This is a genomic window from Microbacterium sp. BR1 (assembly GCF_002812725.1).
Taxonomy (GTDB): Bacteria; Actinomycetota; Actinomycetes; order Actinomycetales; family Microbacteriaceae; genus Microbacterium.
This window is the reverse complement of record NZ_NMUN01000010.1, coordinates 41,221-59,393: the sequence shown is the minus strand read 5'-3', so window position 1 is coordinate 59,393 and position 18,173 is coordinate 41,221. Positions and strand designations below refer to the sequence as shown.

The following is an 18,173-nucleotide window of genomic DNA, read 5'->3' as shown; positions in this document are numbered from 1 at the left end:
GAGTCCGATCATCGCGGTCATCCTGGGGGCGGTGGCAGTGATTGCGCTGCCGCTCGCGATGGGAGGGCAGGTCACGAGCTATACGGTCTACTCCTTGCTGCAGACTTTCGCGACGTACGGCCTCGTCGCACTCGCCCTGGGTCTGACCGTGCTGAGCGGGGAGTACGACATCTCGGTGCTCGGAATGTACGGCCTCGGCGGCATGCTCGCCGCCGTGCTCGGGGCCGATAATCCACTGCTCGGCGTCGGCGCGGCGGTACTCGTCGGTGCGATATCCGGTCTCGTCCAGGGCCTGGTGATCACGCGCATCGGCATCGACTCCATGGCCGTCACTCTCGGCGGGTACCTCATCCTGCTCGGGCTGACGCAGACGGTCGGCGGCAGTCGGACGGTTCAGATCGACAACATCCCGCTGAGCATGGTCCTGAGCACGCCGGTGCTCTCGGTGTTCTCCGTGCAGTCGCTCGTCGTGTTCGGCATCTTCGTCTTTGCCTGGCTGCTGCTGCGGTATACGACTGTCGGCCGGGATCTACGGGCAGTGGGTGCCGACCGCCGCACCAGTCGCGTCGTCGGCGTGCGAACGGATGGAATTCTCGTCGGCGTTTTCATGACATCCGGCATGCTCGCAGGGCTGGCGGGTGCCGCCAACGCTTTCGTGCTCGCGGCGGCGGTCGCCAACCCGGGCCTCGGGCCGCTCGTCTTCGCCACGACGGCTGTACTCATCGGGGGGATCGCCATCACCGGTGGGATCGGCAGTGTCTGGGGGATCGTCGGCGGGGCGCTCGCCCTCGCCGCTTTCCGGGCGGCGTTCGCGAGCATAGCGAGCCCCAACTGGGTACTGGATCTGGTCATGGGCATGCTCCTTGCGATCGCCGTCACGATCAGCGCCCCGGGATTCATCCTCCGCATCCGCTCGCGCCGAATTCTCGCCGGCGCTCGCAGGCCGAAAGAAAGGAACGCGGCATGAGTTTCGGAACGCTGACGGGCAAGACGGCGATCATCACCGGTGCCGGTCGAGGCATCGGCGCCGATGCCGCGATCGTCTTCGCCGAGCGCGGTGCCGCCGTCGTCGCCGTTGACCAAGATGAGAGTTCCGCCCTGGATACCGCCCGTCGGCTGGCGCGAATGGGAGCCCGGGCGATCGCGGTTGTGGCTGACGTCACCAGCGTCGACGATATGAGCCGTGTCGTCGAACAGGCGATGACCGCCTTCGGCAGCCTGGATTGCGCCTTCAACAACGCCGGCGTCGGTGGGCGCGGTGCAACCCTCCTCGAGACCTCAGAGCAGGACATGCGCCTGACGATGGAGGTCAACGTCATGGGCACGTGGAACGCGATGCGCGCGCAGATCCCGGCGATGCTCGAAAGCGGCGGTGGTTCGATCGTGAACGCCTCGTCCGGGCTCGGAGTGGTCGGCGCCCCGCGAATGTCCGCATACGCCGCGTCCAAACACGCCGTCCTCGGCCTGACTCAGTCCGCTGCGCTGGAGTTCAGCGCAGCGGGTGTGCGAGTCAACGCCCTGCTGCCGGGTGTCATCGACACTTCGATGCCCCGGGGGTTCACCGGGGGTGATCCGGTGGCGCTGCAGGCCATGGTGGATTCTCACCCCATCGGTCGCCTGGGAACCGGGCGGGAGGTCGGCGAAGCGGCCGCGTGGCTATGTTCAGACGCCGCGTCGTTCGTGACGGGACACGGTCTCGCCGTCGACGGTGGACACCTGATCCGCTGATTGCGGATCGCGGAACGTACGAGGAGAAACAAATGACACAGGAGATGAGCGGAAAGGTCGCGCTGGTCACCGGAGCCGGTTCAGGGATTGGTCGCGCCTCCGCGCGAGCATTCGCCGCGGCCGGGTGCGCGGTGGTTGTCGTCGACGTTGCTCGCGCTGCCGGCGAGGAGACCGCCGAGCTCATCGTCGCTGATGGCGGTGAAGCACGCTTCGTGCGGGGCGGACGTGACGCTCGATGACGACGTGGCGAGGATGGTCGGCGCCGCGATCGAGTCATACGGCACGCTGGATTACGCACACAACAACGCCGGGCACGGGGGAAGTCCGACGCTACTGGCGGATTACACGCGGCAGGAGTGGGACCGTCTGGTCGCTCTCAACCTGACGGCGATGTGGGCGTGTCTGCGCGAGGAGATCCAGGTGATGCGCGACGTGCCCGGCGCCGCGATCGTCAACACGGCGTCCACTTTCGGACTCGTGGCGGTGGAGGGGATGGCCGCGTACGTCGCCACCAAGCACGGAGTGGTGGGCCTGACGAGGGCGGCTGCCTTGGACTATGCGCAGAGCGGACTCCGCATCAACGCGATATGCCCCGGTGCCACCCGGACGCCGCAGCTCGAGCAGTTCTGGATGGACGTGGACCCCGACGATCCCGAGGCCGTGGGACGACAGTACGTCGCGCGTGAGCCCATCGGTCGGCTCGGCACCCCGGAGGAGATCGCGGCCGGCGCGGTGTGGTTATGCTCACCAGCCGCGTCGTTCGTCACCGGTCACGCACTGGCGCTCGACGGCGGGTGGTTGGCGCAGTGAGCGCGACGACGACTGCCACGATCGTCCGGACCATCGGCGGCGGCGACACCGCCGCCGCCTTCGGTAACTCCGGAGTCGACGTGCTCGGCACTCCCCGCCTGGTTGCATGGTGCGAGGATGCTGCGGCCGCGGTGCTGCGTGCCCACGGCGTTCACCCGTCTCTGGGGACGATCGTCGAGTTGCACCATCTCGCCGGCGCGAAGATCGGTGAAGTGGTGCGGGTCCGCGCCGAACTGACGTCGGCGCGAGGGCGGCGAGCGGAGTTCGAGATCGAGGCCACCGCCGGTGACCGCGTGATCGGACGCTGCCGGCACACGCGCTTCGTGCCAGAGGGCGTCGGCGCGCTGGAGCAGCCCTAGGGGTATCCGCGCTCACTCGAGCCTGCGGGTCACCATCGGGTTCTCCAGGCGGTGAATCATCTGCGCGATCGTCAGTTCCACGAGTTGCTGTGGGTCGTTGACGTCGATATCGAACAGCTCCTGAAGCCGTCGCATCCGGTACTTGACAGTGTTGATGTGGACGAACATCCGTGACGCGGTGCGTGCGAGGTGCAGGTTGCAGTCGAGCATGCAGAACAATGTTTCCAGCAGCGCGCCGCCCGACTCGCTGTCCTTCCGCGCGATCGGGTCGAGGATCTGCCGAGACAGGCGGCGCAGGTCGTCGGGCTGGGAGCTGGTGAGCAGGAGACCGATCACGCCGAGCTGCTCTGAGGCGAGGATCTGGTTCGGCCGGCCGATGCGTTGCAGCACCGTCAGCGCCTCGAAGGCGCCACGATGCGAGGCGGCGAAGCCGTCAAGACGTTCGGCTACAGCTCCGAGACCGGACTGGAGGCCGACCTGGGGTGTGATCCGCATAACCGCGTAGAGCATGTCGGCGAAGACCGACTCGAAGGCCTCGTATCCGCCTTCCTCCCCGGCGGGCGCAGCGATCGTCACCCGGTCTTCGACGTGACTGACCAGGCAACCGGCGATCCGCAGCTTCGCCGTGGTGCTGATGGCAGAGAGCAGCCGTTGCAGCAATTGATCCGCGACGCGCGTCGAGGGACGCTCGCGACGCAGGAGCGCATCCCATCCGTCGAGCTCGACCACCATGATCCGGTATGGCACCTTGGGGGAGATGCCGTGATACTGGGCGCGGCTCTCCATCCGTTCGAGACCCCCTCCCCGGCCGTTGACCAGGTCCATGAGGAAGTCCGCGTTGAGCCTTTCTTCGGTGGCCCGTGCGATGCGCTGTCGCGCCGACTCGAGGGCGAGGATGGATGCGGCGTGCTCGACGGCGCGCCGATCGAGATCCTCATGCCCCTCCGAGGGCAATGCCCCGACCACCAATCCGATTCGCTCGCCGTCAACGACAACGGGAGCCGTCATCACTCCGAGGTCGGCTCGGAGCTCGGATTTGTCACGCTCCCTTCTGTCGCCTGCGCGCGTCGATTCGTCGAAGAGGGAGCGGCTCAGAGCGGTTAGCTGAGCGTCATCGCCAGAGACGACCGCTGTGACCGTCTCATCCTTCGCCACGAAGCTGGCATCCCGGCCCGTCACATCGGCGAGCACCCTGATGATCTGGGGGATACCTGCCCCCGCCACGGCAGCGTGCGTCAGCTGATCGTGAATCATCCGGGCGAGCTCCTCGCGTCGTCGCTCGCGCTCCAACTCGGTGTTGATGCTGGTCAGATCGTCGATCGCACGGACCTGGCGCTCGATGAGAGTCGCCATCTCCACGGCGATCGCTGTCTGGCTGGCCATTCGTCGAACGGTCTGCAGCTCCGAGGAGGTGTACTCGCGGGGCACGCTGCAGTAGCCGTTGAGGATCCCGATCACGCTCTGGCCGATGATCAGCGGCGCCGACACGAGCGAGGCGTATCCGAAGCGCTTCCCGTACTCGCGCCACGGAGCGAAGTCGTCGTCGCTCCGGATATCGCGGATCACCACCATCCGGCCGCTGCGCGCGGCCCGCTGTGTGGGGGAGAACGTCTCGGCGCGCTCGTTCGCGTAGAGCCCGGTCAGGTGCTGGGCGTACTCCTGCGGGAACGAGTAGGAGCCGGCCAACTCCGGCTTGTCCCACTGACCGCCTTTGGGCAGGATGACGGCGCTGAAGGTGAAACCGACCGCGCTGGCCATCCGCTCGGCGACGAGATCGAGCGTCTCCGACAGTGGGGCCCGTGCTGAGACGCGCTCCCACACCACCTGAAGATAGACCTCGTCAGAGCGACGGTCGGCCGGGGGATTGTCCATTCGGCCATCGTAGGGGCGAATGTCTGTCCAAAGCGACAGCGCTCACGACCGCGTCGGTCCGTAACGTAACGACCACGCCCAGATCGAAGGAAGTGGAATGGTCAAGCCCATCATCCAGCTGTATCCCGTTCTCCCCGCTACGGACGAGGCCACACGCGGCGCGCTGCGGCCGATCGGTCGCAACGCCGAGCTCTACCAAGACGTCGTTCACGGAATGACGGACATCGTCAAAGCGGCGGACGATCTCGGCTTCTGGGGAATCTCGACGATCGAGCACCACTTCCACTCGGAGGGTTACGAGGTCTCCCCGAGTCCGAGCATCCTCAACGCCTACTGGGCAGGTCAGGTCCGCAACGCCCGCATCGGGGCGCTCGGGTACACCATGAGCTCCCAGGACCCATTCCGCGTGGCCGAGAACACCGCGATCATCGACCATCTGGCACGGGGGCGTTCATTCGTCGGCTTCTCCCGCGGTTACCAGGCCCGCTGGACCGACATCCTCGGTCAGCACGCCGGGGTCGAAGCGACACTGTCGCCCGCCGGGATGACCGACCAGGAGCGGATCGAGCTGGGTGACCGCCTCGCGGCGGAGTCCTCGGCGGATCGGCGCAACCGTGACATGTTCGAGGAGAACGTCGACCTTGTGCTGCGCTCGTGGACCTCCGAGAGCATCACCAACGACGGCTACTGGCAGGTACCGGTGCACCCGGAGCGCGCCAAGGCGTGGGGGATGGCCCCCACCACTTCACGACTGGGCGCACCGGGGGAGGTCGACGAGAACGGTGTCATCCAGCGGGTGAGCGTCGTCCCCGCCCCGCTGCAGAAGCCGCACCCGCCGGTGTTCGTCGCGTCGGCGGCGAGTCAGGAGACGGTGGAGTACGCCGCGCGCCGTGGCTTCATCCCTGCGTTCTTCTCCAGCACCGCTCGCGCCGCGCAGTTCGGAGACGTCTACGTCGACGTGGCCAAGGAGGCCGGACGCGAGGTCGTGCGCGGCCAAAACATGGCGATGGTGCGCTGGATGCAGATCGGCGATACCGACGCACAGGCGCGCGCCGCGGTCGAGGCATACGACCTGGAGATGTATCGCAACCTCTATCGGCCGCTCACCCCCCGTATGCCGCTGGACGAGGCAGACCCCGTCCAGTCGGTCCTGGACAGCGGCCTGTGGACCGCAGGCACGATCGACGCCGTGCGGGAACAATTCGTCGAGCAGTGGAAGCTGCTGCCAGCCGAGTACTGCGTGCTCATCTTCCACTATGCGCAGCAGCCCAAGGAAAGCGTCATCCGCAATCTCGAGTTGTTCATGAAGCACGTGAAGCCGGAACTCGACAAGCTCACGCCCTACGAGCGGTGACGGCCGTGTCTGCCCGTGAGCGTCCCGTTATCGTCACCTGTGCGGTGACGGGCGCAATGCACACGCCGTCGATGACGCCGTACCTGCCGATCACTCCCGAGCAGATCCTCGAGGCGGGGCTGGGAGCGGTGGAAGCCGGTGCCGCGGTCCTCCATCTGCACGCACGGGAACCCGAGACGGGTCTGCCCTCGTCCGATCCCGGACTGTTCCGACGTTTCCTCGAGCCGCTGGCCGATCAGACGGACGCCGTGCTGAACATCTCCACGGGAGCCGGGCCGGGCATGCCGATGGCGCAGCGACTTGAAGCGGCGGAGACGTTCCAGCCCGAACTGTGCAGCCTCAACATGGGCAGCCTGAACTTCGCGCTGCATCCGATTCTCGAAGCCAAGGGGCGTGACTACTTCGCACAGCAGTGGGAGATCGACTTCCTGGAGGGGTCGAAGGACTATGTATTCCGCAACACCTTCCAGGACATCGAGCACATCCTCGGAACCCTCGGTCGTCATGGCACGCGGTTCGAGTTCGAGTGCTACGACGTCGGGCACCTCTACACGCTCGCGCACTTCCGCGACCGCGGCGTGATCACAGGCCCCTTCTTCATCCAGGTCGTCCTCGGCGTCCTCGGCGGGATAGGGGTCAGTCCCGAGAACCTGATTCATCTGAAGTCCGAGGCCGACCGGCTCTTCGGCGACGATTACCGGCTCTCCGTCATCGCCGGCGGAAGGCACCAGATGGCGATGTCGACCATGAGCGCTATCATCGGCGGCAATGTTCGGGTGGGAATCGAGGACAGCCTGTACCTCGGACGCGGGGAGCTGGCACGCACGAACGCGGAGCAGGTCGCGAAGATCGTGCGCATCCTCTCCGAGTTGTCGCTGCGTCCCGCCATGCCCGACGAAGCTCGCGAGATCCTGGCCCTCAAGGGCGCTGCGGCCACGCGGATCGGCGCGGCATGACCGATGCGCTCTCGCGCGTGCTCGACGAGTACTCCCTGCGCCTGTCGAACTGGGGACGATGGGGCGATGATGACGACTGCGGCACGACCAACCTCGCCACGCCGAAGCAGATCCGCGGCGCGGCGCAGGACATCGTCAGTGGAGATGTGGTCTCGATAGCGTTGCCCATTGGCCCCGACGGGCCGCAGTCCGGACGCAATGGCCGGTTCAACTGTCTCCGCTATTCAACGTCGACAGGTTCCGATCACAGCCTCGGACTGCAGACTTGGAACGGTGGGCCACTTCCGCACGAGGTCGGCTTCGCCGATGACACGATCGTGATGCATCTTCACTCCGCCACCCACTGGGACAGCCTCGGCCACGTGTTCCACAAGGGCAAGGGCTTCAACGGCGTGGATGCGACCGCCGTCACGGCTGAGGGCGCGTCGCGACTGGGGGCAGAGCATCTGGCCGACCGCTTCGTGGGTGGATGTGTTCTGGTCGATCTCCCCCGTGCGATGGACGTGCCCTGGCTGGAAGACGGGCGCGCCGTCACAGTGGATGACCTGGAGCAGACCTTGGAGAGGCAAGGAGTCCAGCTGCGCTCCGGAGACTTACTGCTCGTGCGGACCGGGAAGCTCGCCCGCGCGCGAGCGGAGGGCTGGGGCACATACGCAGGAGGGGACGCCCCGGGCCTGAGCATCCATACAGCCCCCTGGCTGCACCAGCGCGAGGTGGCTGCCGTCGCCGCCGATACCTGGGGTGTCGAGGTTCGACCGCCGGAGTTCCCCGGCGCCTACCAGCCGATGCATATCATCGCCATTGTGTACATGGGTCTGCCGTTCGGCGAAATGTTCGATCTGGAGGCGTTGTCGCAGGCGTGTGCTGAGGACGGGCGCTACCGCGGGTTCCTGAGCGGACCCCCGCTGCCGATCGTCGGCACAGCCGGAGGCCCGCCCGGACCCGTCGTCATCCGCTGAACGGAGAAGCATGAGAATCGGATTCGGCCTGCCGCACCACGGCGTACGAGTGTCGCCAGAGAATATCGTCGCCGTCGCCGAGCGCGCCGAAACGGTCGGCTACGACTCGCTGTGGACGCTCGACCGCGTCATCAAGACGATCGACTTCACAACCCCCTACCCCGGCTCCGAGGACGGCTCACTGGGTGAGCAGTACGACACGGTGTACGAGCATCTGACCGTGCTCACTTATGTGGCGGCCCTCACGTCGCGGATCAGGCTCGGAGTGAGCGTTCTGAACCTGCCGCTGTACCAACCCGTGCTGCTCGCAAAGAGGCTCGCCACGCTCGACCAGCTGAGCGGAGGCCGATTGATCGTCGGGCTCGGCGCGGGGTGGTCTGAAGATGAGTTCGCCGCAGCGGGAGGTGATTTCCGGCGGCGAGGTGCCGTAGCCGATGACTATCTCGGGGCGATGAAGGCGCTGTGGAAGGAGGACGAGGTGGAGTACCGCGGACGTTTCGTCGAGATACGGCGTTCCGTCTTCGGCCCGAAACCGCGGCAGGAGCCGCATCCGCCCCTTCTCATGGGGGCGTTCAGCGCTCGCGCACTGGCCCGCGCCGCCACTGCCGCAGACGGATTCATGGGTTGCTGCGCGCCAGTGGGAACACTGCTGTCCTTCCGGCGACGAATGGAAGAGGCTGCTGAGGCCGCGGGGCGCCGGGTCGATGCCCTTCAATCGATCATCCGCTGCAATGTCCACCTCCAGGAGGAGGCGCTGCCGGACGAATCGCGACCCTTCGGATCGGGAACCTTCGCCCAGGTCCGCGACGATGTGCTCCGTCTGCGTGACGCTGGGGTCGACGAGGTCTTCTTCGACATCTACCACCAGACTCACCTCACGCGGGGCGACGAGGTGCGACAGTTCGAGCAGTTCCGCGGCATCCTCGGATGAGTGAGGCCCTGCCGGGCGGTCTGGTCCGTCTCGAGGTCGCTGACCGCATCGCGACGATCCTGCTCGATCGCCCTGCCAAGCGCAACGCCGTGAATCGGAGCGTCGCAGAGGGCCTTGCCGCCGCCGTGTCCGCCGTGGAGGCCGATTCGTCTGTCGACGTGGCGGTCCTGACCGGCGCCGGTGGCGTGTTCTGTGCGGGGCTCGACCTCGTTGCCGCGCAGGGCGGAGACTTCGGGGAGGTGGCGGATCGAGGCTTCGCCGGGCTGGTGGAGGCCCCGCGCGCCAAGCCGCTGATCGCCGCCGTGGAGGGTGCGGCGTTGGGAGGGGGCCTTGAGCTTGCCTTGAGCTGCGACCTCATCGTCGCGGCGGTGGATGCCCGGGTGGCATTGCCGGAGGTCAGTCGTGGGCGGATTCCCGGCGCTCTGGGCCTACTGCGGCTGCCCCACCGCCTACCTTTTCACATCGCAATGGAGCTCGCGCTCACCGGCGATCCCATCTCCGTCGCGCGACTGCATCAGCTGGGTCTCGTGAACGAGGTCACCGCCGCAGGAGCAGCCGCGGACGCCGCCCGGACCCTGGCGAGACGGATCGCGCGCAATTCGCCGGCGGCGGTCACCGCGGCACGGGATGCGATCGCCGAGACGTGGCGGGCGGATGAAGAGGCTCGACACGCGGTCGATGCCGAACGTGTCGCTCTCGTCGCCGCCGGCCCGGATGCCGCCGAGGGCGGCCGAGCGTTCGCCGAACGCCGTGAGCCGAGGTGGGTGAGAAGCGGGTGATGAACGCCGAGACCTCGCCGAGGAACGAGCACGAATCGCCAGAAACACCGTTCAGGTTCGGCTACAAGGCCTCCAGTGAGCAGTTCGCGCCATCGCAGCTACTGGAGTACGCGGTTCTCGCCGAGCAGATGGGCTTCGATTCGGTCTTCATCTCCGATCACTTCCAGCCCTGGATGCACGAGGGTGGGCACGCGCCGGCGGCGCTGCCCTGGCTGGGCGCACTGGGATCACGGACCGACCGCCTGGTTTTCGGGACATCTGTCCTCACGCCGACCTTGCGGTACCACCCCGGCGTCGTCGCGCAGGCGTTCGGAACGTTGGGGGTGCTGTACCCCGGGCGCGTGATCCTCGGGGTCGGGACGGGCGAGGCATTGAACGAGGTGACCCTCGGCTTGGACTGGCCGGCCGGGCCTGAGCGATTCCATCGGATGAAGGAGGCGATAACGGTGATCCGGCGCCTGTGGGCCGAGGACCGTGTCACCTTCGACGGAGACTTCTACTCTCTGCGCGACGCCACCGTTTACGACCGACCGGTTGAGCCGGTGCCGGTCTACATCGGGGCGTCCGGGCCGGCGGCAACGAGACTGGCGGGGCGCATCGCCGATGGCTACATCACTACCAGCGGCAAGCCAGAGGAGCTGTACACCGATACGCTTCTGCCGGCTCTGGTCGAGGGGCTGGAAAGGGGCGGGCGCTTGGCATCCGCCATCGACACTCTCATTGAGGTGAAAGTTTCACTACACCCCGACCGCCGAACGGCGCTCGAGCGGACCCGATTCTGGGGTCCGCTCTCCTTGACTGCCGAAGAGAAGATGGGCATCCACGACCCGATCGAGATGCAGCGGAGGGCGAACGCGCTTCCCCTGGAGCGGGCGGCGTCGAGGTTCATCGTGTCCACGGATGTCGAGGAGCACGTCGCCGCCATCGCGCGCTACCTTGACCTCGGCTTCCGCCACCTCGTCTTCCACGATCCTGGGGCCGACCAGGACCGGTTCCTCCGGACGTACGGCGAGGAGGTCCTCCCGCGACTACGGAAACTGGAGCGCGAGCGCTCCGCTTTCTGACTCGCGAGTCGCCATCGATGCGACGAACCGCGGACGGATTCCGCGTGCAATCGGGGGAAGGGCGGTGCTGTCAGGCAGGGAGGCGGGAGAACGCCGCGGCCCGCTCGACCTGGTCACGAGTGGGCGCGACGCCCGTGTAGCGCTCGAACTGCCGCGCCGCCTGCAGAGCGACCACCTCGGCCCCCGAGATGACGGCGACGCCCCGCTGTCGGGCCGCGCGGATCAGCGGCGTCTCGGACGGGAACGCGACCACGTCGAACACGGTTGATGCCGCGGCGATGTGAGCGTCCGAGAACGACTGTGCCGAGGCATCCGCGCCGTCCATGCCGAGCGGGGTGACGTTCACCAGCACCGCGGCGCCGGGCGCCGGGTCGGTGGCGACCCAGCGATAGCCGTACGTGGAGGCCAGCGCGCGTCCCGCCTCCTCGTTGCGGGCGAGCACCGTGAGGTCATCGAACCCCGCACCCCGGAACGCCGCGACGACGGCCTTGGCCATTCCGCCCGACCCGCGCACGACGACCGACTGCGCCGGGTCGACCGCGTGCTCGGCGAGCAGGGTCTCGACGGCCTCGTAGTCGGTGTTCGACGCCGTGAGTGTTCCGGCGTCGTTCACGATCGTGTTGACCGATTCGATCGCGTCGGCCGAGGCCTCGATCGCGTCGACGAGCGGAATGACCGCCTCTTTGAAGGGCATCGACACCGAGCAGCCGCGGATGCCGAGTGCCCGCACTCCCCCGATCGCAGCCGTGATGTCGTCGGTCGTGAACGCCTTGTAGACGAAGTTCAGCCCGAGCTCGTCGTAGAGGAAGTTGTGGAAGCGCGTGCCGAGATTGGACGGACGGGCCGCCAGAGAAATGCACAGCGTCATGTCTTTGTTGAGAATGGGCATGGCTTCATTCTGCCGCCGCTGACTCCGCCAGCAGCAGGTGCGGTGCGGCTCGGTCGATTCGGGGCATCGCAGCGCGGCGCCACGCCCGGGATGACCGGCGTCCCGACGATCTAGACTGGATGCATCCCCGTTTCGAAACCAGGTTCCACCGTGTCCACCGCCACCACTGCGACGCCCGCCAGCCCGCCGCGCTTCGCGCTCCGGCACGCGCAACTCGCGCGCGCCGGAATCGCGGCGATCGCGGCGATCATGGTGACCTTCTCACCCGATCATTCGGCCGCGGTCGGCCTCGCGGTGTTCAGCGGTTTCGCGATCGTCAGCGGCCTGATCGAACTGATCGCGGCCTGGTTGACCTACCCCGCCGGGCGCCGAGCGGTGCCCCTGCTGCTCGGCGCGCTGTCCGTCATCGCGGGGATGCTCGCCGGGATCGTCGTCTGGCGTTCCACGACCTTCTTCTTCTCGGTGGTGATCAGCTGGGCGCTCGTCACCGGGCTGATCGAGGCCATCTGGGCCCTGCGGGAGCGCCGCTCCCCCGCCCTGCGCCCCGAGGCGCGTGACTCGTTGGTGGTCGGTGTCTTCACCGTGCTGCTCGGCCTCGGCCTGCTGCTCGTCCCCGCTCAGTACGCGCTGACCTACCGCATCGATGACGTCGATGCAGAGTTCACCCTGACCGGGATCACCATCGCCGTAGGGATCTTCGGCGGCTACGCGGCGATCATCGCCGTCTTCCTCGGAATCGCCGGTTTCTCGCCCACCCGAGGAGTGACCGCCACGGCGGATACCCACCCGGCGGACACCGGCACGGCGCCCGCGCGGCGCGAGGAGGAGACGGCATGACGGATCGACCCACCCGGCGCGAGCTCATGCGACCGGTTCAGCTGCTCGGTGTCGCCTTCGTGTGCGCCCTGTTCGCCGCCGTCGTGACCTTCGTCTCGACCGGCGGGTTCCAGGCCAGCGTGGGCGTTCTCGCCCTGCCGCTCACCGCGATCATCGGCGGTGTGACCTTCATCGTCGTCCTGTTGGGGCTGTCGCTGCTGCTGCTCGCGGTCGACCCCGCGCAGGTGCAGAAGCCGGTCGACCGCGCTGTGCTGCTCGACGATCTCGTCGACGGCGTTGCCGACGGTGAACCGGACGCGTCCCGCGACTGAGAGCGCCTCAGGCCTCGCGGTCGACGAGCTCCATCGCCAGACCCGTGTAAGTCACGGGCGTGAGCGCCAGCAGACGTGCGCGTGCCTCCTCGCCGATGTCGAGCCCGCGGATGAAGTCAGCCAGATCCGCCGCGTTCACGCGACGGCCCCGGGTCAGTTCTTTCAGCAGAGCGTAGGGGTCGGAGATCGTGGAGCGACCGGCGACGACCTCGGCACGGACGACCGTCTGGATGGCCTCGCCGAGAACCTCCCAGTTGGCCTCGAGATCGGCCGAGAGCAGATCCTGCGCGAGCGCGATCTCGTCGAGACCACGGCGCAGGTTGTCGAGCGCGAGCAGCGAGTGACCGAAGGCGACACCGATGTTGCGCTGCGTCGACGAGTCGGTCAGGTCGCGCTGCAGGCGGCTCGTCACGAGCGTCTGCGACAGCGAGGCGAACAGCGCGCCCGCGATCTCGAGGTTTGCCTCGGCGTTCTCGAAACGGATCGGGTTGATCTTGTGCGGCATGGTCGACGAGCCCGTAGCGCCCGCGATCGGGATCTGCGTGAAGTATCCGAGAGAGATGTACGTCCAGACATCCGTCGCCAGATTGTGCAGGATGCCTCCGGCATGACGAGCGCGGTCGTACAGCTCGACCTGCCAGTCGTGCGACTCGATCTGGGTCGTGAGCGGGTTGAAACCGATGCCGAGCGACTCCACGAACTCGCGCGCCACGAGCGGCCAGTCGACGTCGGGGCCGGCCGCGAGGTGCGCCGCCCAGGTACCGGTCGCACCCGAGAACTTGCCGAGGTACTCGGATGCTCCGATCGCGCGTTCGACGCGAGCCAGGCGTGCCGCGAACACCGCGATCTCTTTGCCCATCGTCGTGGGGGTCGCGGGCTGACCGTGCGTGCGCGAGAGCATCGGGGCCGCGCGGTGCTCGACCGCCAGCTCGTCGAGGCGCTCGCGCACCGCTGACAGGGCCGGCAGCCAGACACGCTCGACGGCACGTTGCACGGTCAAGGCGTAGGCCAGCGAGTTGACGTCCTCGCTCGTCGCGGCGAAGTGCGTCAGCTCGGCGATGCGGTCGAGTCCGAGCGTCGCCAGACGGTCGCGCACGAGGTACTCGACGGCCTTCACATCGTGGCGGGTGATCGCCTCGCGCTCGGCCAGCCAGGCGATCTCCTCCGCGCCGAACGAACGGTAGAGCTCGCGCAGCGCATCCCGCTCGGTCTCGGCCAGCGGGGCGGTGCCGAACAGCGATCGATCGGTGAGGGCCAGGAGCCACTCCACCTCGACCTCGACACGGGCGCGGTTGAGACCCGCCTCGGAGAGGTACTCCGCGAGGGGCGCGACGACGCCGCGGTAGCGGCCATCGAGCGGGCTCAGAGGCTGGGGGGGAAGGGACGTCACGAGGATGCTCCGAAGGGGAAGGCGGCGGTGCGCGATCCCGGTCGAAGTGCGGGTTCGAGCTGGCGGAAGAGCGACCGGGTCGCGTCCTCGATCATACCGAGCACGTCATCGAACATCTCGGTCGCGGCGTAGTACGGATCCGGAACGTCGAGAGTCGTGGGGTTGGGGAGGAACCCCAGCAGCAGCGCGACCTTGTCGGCGTCCTCTTCCGTACGTGCCCAACCGCGGAGAATTCGCTCGTGGCTCCGGTCGAGCGCGACGACGAGGTCGTTGACGTCGAAGGTGTCCGCCGTGAACTGCCGTGCGCGATGCCTGCTGCCGTCGTATCCGCGCCGCTGAAGTGCCGCGAGCGTGCGGTCGTCGCCGCGCTCGCCCACGTGCCAGTCGCCCGTTCCGGCGCTGCTGGACGCGACGTGGGCGCCGTGCCCCGAGGCATCCGCCAGCTGCCGGAACACGACCTCGGCCATGGGAGAGCGGCAGATGTTGCCCGTGCAGACGAACACGACGCGAAACGGCGCAGAGGCGTCCAAGTTCCGCGTCATCAGCCCATTCTGCCCGCCTGCGTGTCCGGGCGCACTCCCCCGGGCAACGCAGTGGTTCGCACAGCCCCTCCCCATTCGGGCGCGGGCGCCGCAATCCACCGATCGCACCGGACGGAAGGAGGTGGTCTTCTCCCGTTGCCAGGGTGGAGCGATGCCCGCGCCCGTCTACCCCCGATCCCCGCCACCCGAGCGCGACTACGACGCATCCGATGCCTGGATCGCCGACCTCGTCACGGCCGCGCTGACGCTGCTTCGCGCCGTCGCCGCAGAGGCGGAATGGACGGCCACGGCGCTCGCCGCGCTCGATCGACGGGTGTCGTGGGAGGGTCCGGCGGCACGGGAGTTCCGGCGGAGGGCGGGTGCCCTCTGGGTCGGGGGATCCTCCAGCGCCACGGCTTTGGACACGCTCGCCGACGACGTCCGGGCGCTCCGCACCCGGTTGTGGATGCTGACGCAGGATGCCTCGCATGGCGGATGATCTCGTCATCCGTTCGAGCGGGGCCGCGGTGATCGATACCGGCAGCCTGCGAGGTGCGGCCGATGACGGACGAGCGGTGGCAGCGCGGCTCCGCTGCATGGACGCGCCGCTCGACGCCGCCGCGGGATTCATCGCCTCGGTGCCCGGGCTCCGTCAGGCGCGCGACGTGCAGCACGACGTGGAGCGCGAGGCGCGGCGGATAGAAGCGCTCGCCGAGGACTGCGAGAGGCTGTCCGCCGCGCTCGATCAAGCGGCTGACCTGTACGAGCTCGTCGAGGTGCACTCCGCGTGGCAGCTCACGCAACCGGGGGGCGCCGAGCACACGGCCCTCGAGTCCCGGGCGAGCGTGCTCGGAACACGCTTGTGGGGCATCTCGCGCCCGGACGCGGTTTTCGACACGCTCGTCCGGTCCGGCGCACTGTCGGCTCGGGAGGAGGGGGCCGCATTGCGGGCGCAGGCCGGCCTGGGTGCGGCCATGACCGGCGGGGCCGTGGCGCTGCCGTTCGGGCTTGCGCTCGCCGCAGGCGTCCAGTTCGCCGCGACGCGCGCGAGTTCCGTCCGAGAGGGCGCGGCACGCGGGCCCGGGGCATCCGTTCCCGCGCGCGTGCCGCGTGCATCAGGGGGCCAGGTGGCCGTGACTCCTCTGCGCCGCGTGCACGTCGCACCCGTCTCGGGCTTCGCCGACGCGGCGAAGCGCATCTCGGGACCCGACGGGTCGCGCATCCGCGTGGAGCGCTACGCGATGCCTGGCGGTGCTCGCGAGTGGGTCGTCTACGTCACGGGCACCCAGAGCGCGGCTCTCGGGGGCACGGAGCCCTTCGACATGCGGTCGAACCTCGCGCTCTTCGACGGGCAGGATGCCGCGTCGAGCGCCGCCGTCCGCGCCGCATTGGCCGACGCCGGCGTCGCGCCCGGCGAGCCGGTGCATGCCGTCGCGCACTCGCAGGGGGCGATGGTGGCCGAGAGGCTCGCCCGCGAGGCCGAGTACGACATCGAGACGCTGGTGACATTCGGCGCACCGACGACCGGGCCGCTTTCCGCGGACGTCACGGCGGTCACGATCCGCCACACGGACGATCCCGTCGCCGCGCTCGCCGGTCCCCTGCCGACGACCGAACGAGGGGCGCCGGGAGGGTTCGTCGTCGAGCGCCTCGCCGATCCGCTGCCCGGCCTGCACGACATCACGATGCCGGCGCACGCGCTCACGTCTTACGTCGACACCGGAACCCTGCTCGACACCTCGCAAGACCCGCGGGTGCGGGGCGTCGATCCACTGTGGGACCGGCTGGGACGCGCGGAATCCGTGCGCGCGACCGAGTACGCGGCGCAGCGTCAGTCGCGCTGACGCTGGCGCTGCGGGCGGAGGATGATGCCGAAGATGCCGTTGATGATGGCGATGATCAGCGCCGCGAGGACGCCCCACCAGAAGTCGCCGACGGTCAGACCGAACCCGAAGAACGACGTCACCCAGGCGGTGAGCCAGAGCAGGAATCCGTTGATGATGAGCGAGATCAGCCCGAGCGTGAGGATGTAGAGCGGGAACGCGAGGACCTTGAGCACGGTGCCGATGATCGTGTTCACGAGCGCGAAGATCGCGGCGACCAACAGCAGCGTCAGCACGAGTTGCAGGGTCTCGCCCGGGGCGAACGGCGTGACGCTCACCTGGAGGGCGGGGATCAGCGTCACGACCCAGATCGCGAACGCGTTGACGACGACACGGACGATGAATCGCATGACGCCGAGTCTCGCACGCGGGACGCCCGTGAGTCATCCCCCTCCGCCCTCGTAGACTCGGTCGGGTGACCGACTCCCCCGCCGCTCCCGTGCGTCTCCGCCCCGAAATCGCGGCCCTGCCCGCGTATCGACAGGGCAAGCAGGCGGATGGTTCGGCCCACAAGCTCTCCAGCAACGAAAACCCCTTCGGCCCCCTCCCGGGCGTCCTCGAGGCGGTCGCCGCGGCATCCGGCATCAACCGGTACCCGGACGCCACCGCCGGTCGCCTGCGCTCGGTGCTCGCCGCGCGCTTCGGGGTCGAGGTGGATCAGGTGCATGCCGCCGCGGGCAGCGTGGCGATCCTCGCGCAGCTCATCGCCGCGGCCGCCGGCCCCGGTGACGAGGTGCTGTACGCCTGGCGGTCGTTCGAGGCCTATCCCTCTCTCGTGACCGTCGCGGGGGCAACGAGCGTGATGGTGCCCCTCACGGCGGACGGACGCCACGATCTCGCCGCGATGGCCGCGGCCGTCACCGAGCGGACCCGCGTCGTGATCGTGTGTACGCCGAACAACCCCACCGGCCCCACGGTGCGTCGCGACGAGTTCGAAGCCTTCCTCGCCGCACTGCCCCGCGACCTCCTGGTTCTGCTCGACGAGGCGTACGCGGAGTTCGTCACCGATCCCGACGCGGTGAACGGTCTCGGCCCCACCGGATACCTCGACCGCCCGCAGGTCGTCGTGCTGCGCACCTTCTCGAAGGCGTATGGACTCGCTGGATTGCGTATCGGCTATGCGGTCGGCGATGCTGCGGTTCTGTCCGCGGCGCGCAGCACGGCCATCCCCCTCTCCGTGACCGCACAGGCCGAGGCCGCGGCCCTCGCCAGCCTCGAGGCCGAACCCGTGCTGCGCGAGCGCGTCGCCGAGTTGGTGGAGAGGCGCCATCGCCTTCTCGATGGCCTACGGGGTCTCGGCTGGCGCGTGCCCGAGGCGCAGGGGAACTTCGTCTGGCTTGCGACCGGCGCCGAGACCGCGGATGCTGCCGTGGCCTTCGAGACGGCGGGTCTGATCGTGCGGCCCTTCGCGGGAGAGGGCCTGCGAATCTCGGTCGGCGAAGAGGAATCTGTCGATAAGGTCCTACGCGTCGCGGCATCCGTTGTCCAAAACCTCCCGGAAGACCATCCGGCGCGGACGTTAGCGTAGGG

The 18,173-nt window shown here is 68.3% G+C and carries 21 protein-coding genes; 16 read left to right on the top strand and 5 right to left on the bottom strand.

The genetic code is table 11. The features are described 5' to 3' along the window. The first annotated feature begins 31 nt into the window (after positions 1-31). The 5 genes from CGU35_RS16065 to CGU35_RS16050 are packed head-to-tail and all read left to right on the top strand — an operon-like array spanning position 32 to position 2,897. Complete coding sequence (locus tag CGU35_RS16065; protein WP_157814035.1) at positions 32-967, top strand: ABC transporter permease subunit; 936 nt, start codon at positions 32-34, stop codon at positions 965-967. Beyond that, positions 964-1,728: an SDR family NAD(P)-dependent oxidoreductase gene (locus tag CGU35_RS16060; protein WP_100812487.1), complete on the top strand. Its 765-nt coding sequence runs from the start codon at positions 964-966 to the stop codon at positions 1,726-1,728. The genes CGU35_RS16065 and CGU35_RS16060 overlap by 4 nt, the downstream gene beginning before the upstream one ends. A 32-nt stretch (positions 1,729-1,760) precedes the next feature. After that, positions 1,761-1,967, top strand: coding sequence for an SDR family NAD(P)-dependent oxidoreductase (locus CGU35_RS18455; RefSeq protein ID WP_198519622.1), 207 nt, complete (start codon positions 1,761-1,763; stop codon positions 1,965-1,967). Continuing rightward, positions 1,954-2,538 (top strand): SDR family oxidoreductase, encoded by a 585-nt coding sequence (locus CGU35_RS16055; RefSeq protein ID WP_198519621.1) that lies wholly within the window; start codon positions 1,954-1,956, stop codon positions 2,536-2,538. The genes CGU35_RS18455 and CGU35_RS16055 overlap by 14 nt, the downstream gene beginning before the upstream one ends. Next, complete coding sequence (locus CGU35_RS16050) at positions 2,535-2,897, top strand: thioesterase family protein (RefSeq protein WP_157814034.1); 363 nt, start codon at positions 2,535-2,537, stop codon at positions 2,895-2,897. Before CGU35_RS16055 ends, CGU35_RS16050 begins: the two co-directional genes overlap by 4 nt. A 12-nt stretch (positions 2,898-2,909) precedes the next feature. On the opposite strand, the gene CGU35_RS16045 is transcribed toward CGU35_RS16050, so the two are convergent. After that, positions 2,910-4,769 carry a helix-turn-helix domain-containing protein gene (locus CGU35_RS16045; RefSeq protein WP_100812485.1) on the bottom strand — a complete coding sequence of 620 codons (1,860 nt, stop codon included), beginning with the start codon at positions 4,767-4,769 and terminating at the stop codon, positions 2,910-2,912. Positions 4,770-4,866: 97 nt separating this feature from the next. Here CGU35_RS16045 and CGU35_RS16040 point away from each other — a divergent pair, with 97 nt between their 5' ends. Genes CGU35_RS16040 through fgd form a run of 6 tightly spaced genes read left to right on the top strand, consistent with a single transcriptional unit; the run spans position 4,867 to position 10,812 of the window. Continuing rightward, a complete protein-coding gene (locus CGU35_RS16040) occupies positions 4,867-6,123 on the top strand; it encodes an LLM class flavin-dependent oxidoreductase (RefSeq protein WP_100812484.1) in 1,257 nt (418 codons plus the stop codon). Then, positions 6,120-7,079: a 3-keto-5-aminohexanoate cleavage protein gene (locus tag CGU35_RS16035; protein WP_332870757.1), complete on the top strand. Its 960-nt coding sequence runs from the start codon at positions 6,120-6,122 to the stop codon at positions 7,077-7,079. Before CGU35_RS16040 ends, CGU35_RS16035 begins: the two co-directional genes overlap by 4 nt. Continuing rightward, positions 7,076-8,038: a cyclase family protein gene (locus CGU35_RS16030; RefSeq protein WP_100812483.1), complete on the top strand. Its 963-nt coding sequence runs from the start codon at positions 7,076-7,078 to the stop codon at positions 8,036-8,038. The genes CGU35_RS16035 and CGU35_RS16030 overlap by 4 nt, the downstream gene beginning before the upstream one ends. Before the next feature lie 10 nt (positions 8,039-8,048). After that, positions 8,049-8,969: a TIGR03619 family F420-dependent LLM class oxidoreductase gene (locus tag CGU35_RS16025; protein WP_100812482.1), complete on the top strand. Its 921-nt coding sequence runs from the start codon at positions 8,049-8,051 to the stop codon at positions 8,967-8,969. Further along, entirely contained in the window at positions 8,966-9,748 is a 783-nt protein-coding gene (locus CGU35_RS16020; protein WP_100812481.1) for a crotonase/enoyl-CoA hydratase family protein, read from the top strand. The genes CGU35_RS16025 and CGU35_RS16020 overlap by 4 nt, the downstream gene beginning before the upstream one ends. Further along, positions 9,748-10,812: a glucose-6-phosphate dehydrogenase (coenzyme-F420) gene (gene fgd / locus CGU35_RS16015; RefSeq protein ID WP_100812480.1), complete on the top strand. Its 1,065-nt coding sequence runs from the start codon at positions 9,748-9,750 to the stop codon at positions 10,810-10,812. Before CGU35_RS16020 ends, fgd begins: the two co-directional genes overlap by 1 nt. Before the next feature lie 70 nt (positions 10,813-10,882). Here fgd and CGU35_RS16010 read toward each other — a convergent pair whose 3' ends face one another. Then, on the bottom strand, positions 10,883-11,701 hold the full coding sequence (locus CGU35_RS16010; protein ID WP_100812479.1) for a shikimate 5-dehydrogenase: 819 nt from the start codon (positions 11,699-11,701) through the stop codon (positions 10,883-10,885). Between the two features lie 150 nt (positions 11,702-11,851). On the opposite strand from CGU35_RS16010, the gene CGU35_RS16005 reads away from it, so the two are divergent. Beyond that, on the top strand, positions 11,852-12,538 hold the full coding sequence (locus CGU35_RS16005) for a DUF308 domain-containing protein (RefSeq protein ID WP_100812478.1): 687 nt from the start codon (positions 11,852-11,854) through the stop codon (positions 12,536-12,538). Next, a complete protein-coding gene (locus CGU35_RS16000; protein ID WP_100812477.1) occupies positions 12,535-12,849 on the top strand; it encodes an amino acid transporter in 315 nt (104 codons plus the stop codon). Before CGU35_RS16005 ends, CGU35_RS16000 begins: the two co-directional genes overlap by 4 nt. 7 nt (positions 12,850-12,856) lie before the next feature. Here the strand turns inward: CGU35_RS16000 and purB are convergent, their stop codons facing one another. Both purB and CGU35_RS15990 read right to left on the bottom strand, forming a co-directional pair. Then, the gene (gene purB / locus CGU35_RS15995; protein ID WP_100812476.1) at positions 12,857-14,239 is read right to left on the bottom strand and encodes an adenylosuccinate lyase; all 1,383 of its coding nucleotides are present in this window, start codon (positions 14,237-14,239) and stop codon (positions 12,857-12,859) included. Then, on the bottom strand, positions 14,236-14,781 hold the full coding sequence (locus tag CGU35_RS15990; protein WP_100812475.1) for a low molecular weight protein-tyrosine-phosphatase: 546 nt from the start codon (positions 14,779-14,781) through the stop codon (positions 14,236-14,238). The genes purB and CGU35_RS15990 overlap by 4 nt, the downstream gene beginning before the upstream one ends. 151 nt (positions 14,782-14,932) lie before the next feature. On the opposite strand from CGU35_RS15990, the gene CGU35_RS15985 reads away from it, so the two are divergent. Together CGU35_RS15985 and CGU35_RS15980 are read left to right on the top strand one after the other, a co-directional pair. Continuing rightward, on the top strand, positions 14,933-15,259 hold the full coding sequence (locus CGU35_RS15985) for a hypothetical protein (RefSeq protein WP_100812474.1): 327 nt from the start codon (positions 14,933-14,935) through the stop codon (positions 15,257-15,259). Continuing rightward, a complete protein-coding gene (locus CGU35_RS15980) occupies positions 15,249-16,604 on the top strand; it encodes a hypothetical protein (RefSeq protein ID WP_100812473.1) in 1,356 nt (451 codons plus the stop codon). The genes CGU35_RS15985 and CGU35_RS15980 overlap by 11 nt, the downstream gene beginning before the upstream one ends. On the opposite strand, the gene CGU35_RS15975 is transcribed toward CGU35_RS15980, so the two are convergent. Further along, positions 16,592-16,993, bottom strand: coding sequence for a phage holin family protein (locus CGU35_RS15975; RefSeq protein ID WP_100812472.1), 402 nt, complete (start codon positions 16,991-16,993; stop codon positions 16,592-16,594). The genes CGU35_RS15980 and CGU35_RS15975 overlap by 13 nt on opposite strands. Positions 16,994-17,058: 65 nt before the next feature. On the opposite strand from CGU35_RS15975, the gene CGU35_RS15970 reads away from it, so the two are divergent. Continuing rightward, positions 17,059-18,171, top strand: coding sequence for a histidinol-phosphate transaminase (locus CGU35_RS15970; RefSeq protein WP_100812471.1), 1,113 nt, complete (start codon positions 17,059-17,061; stop codon positions 18,169-18,171). Positions 18,172-18,173 lie beyond the last annotated feature (2 nt).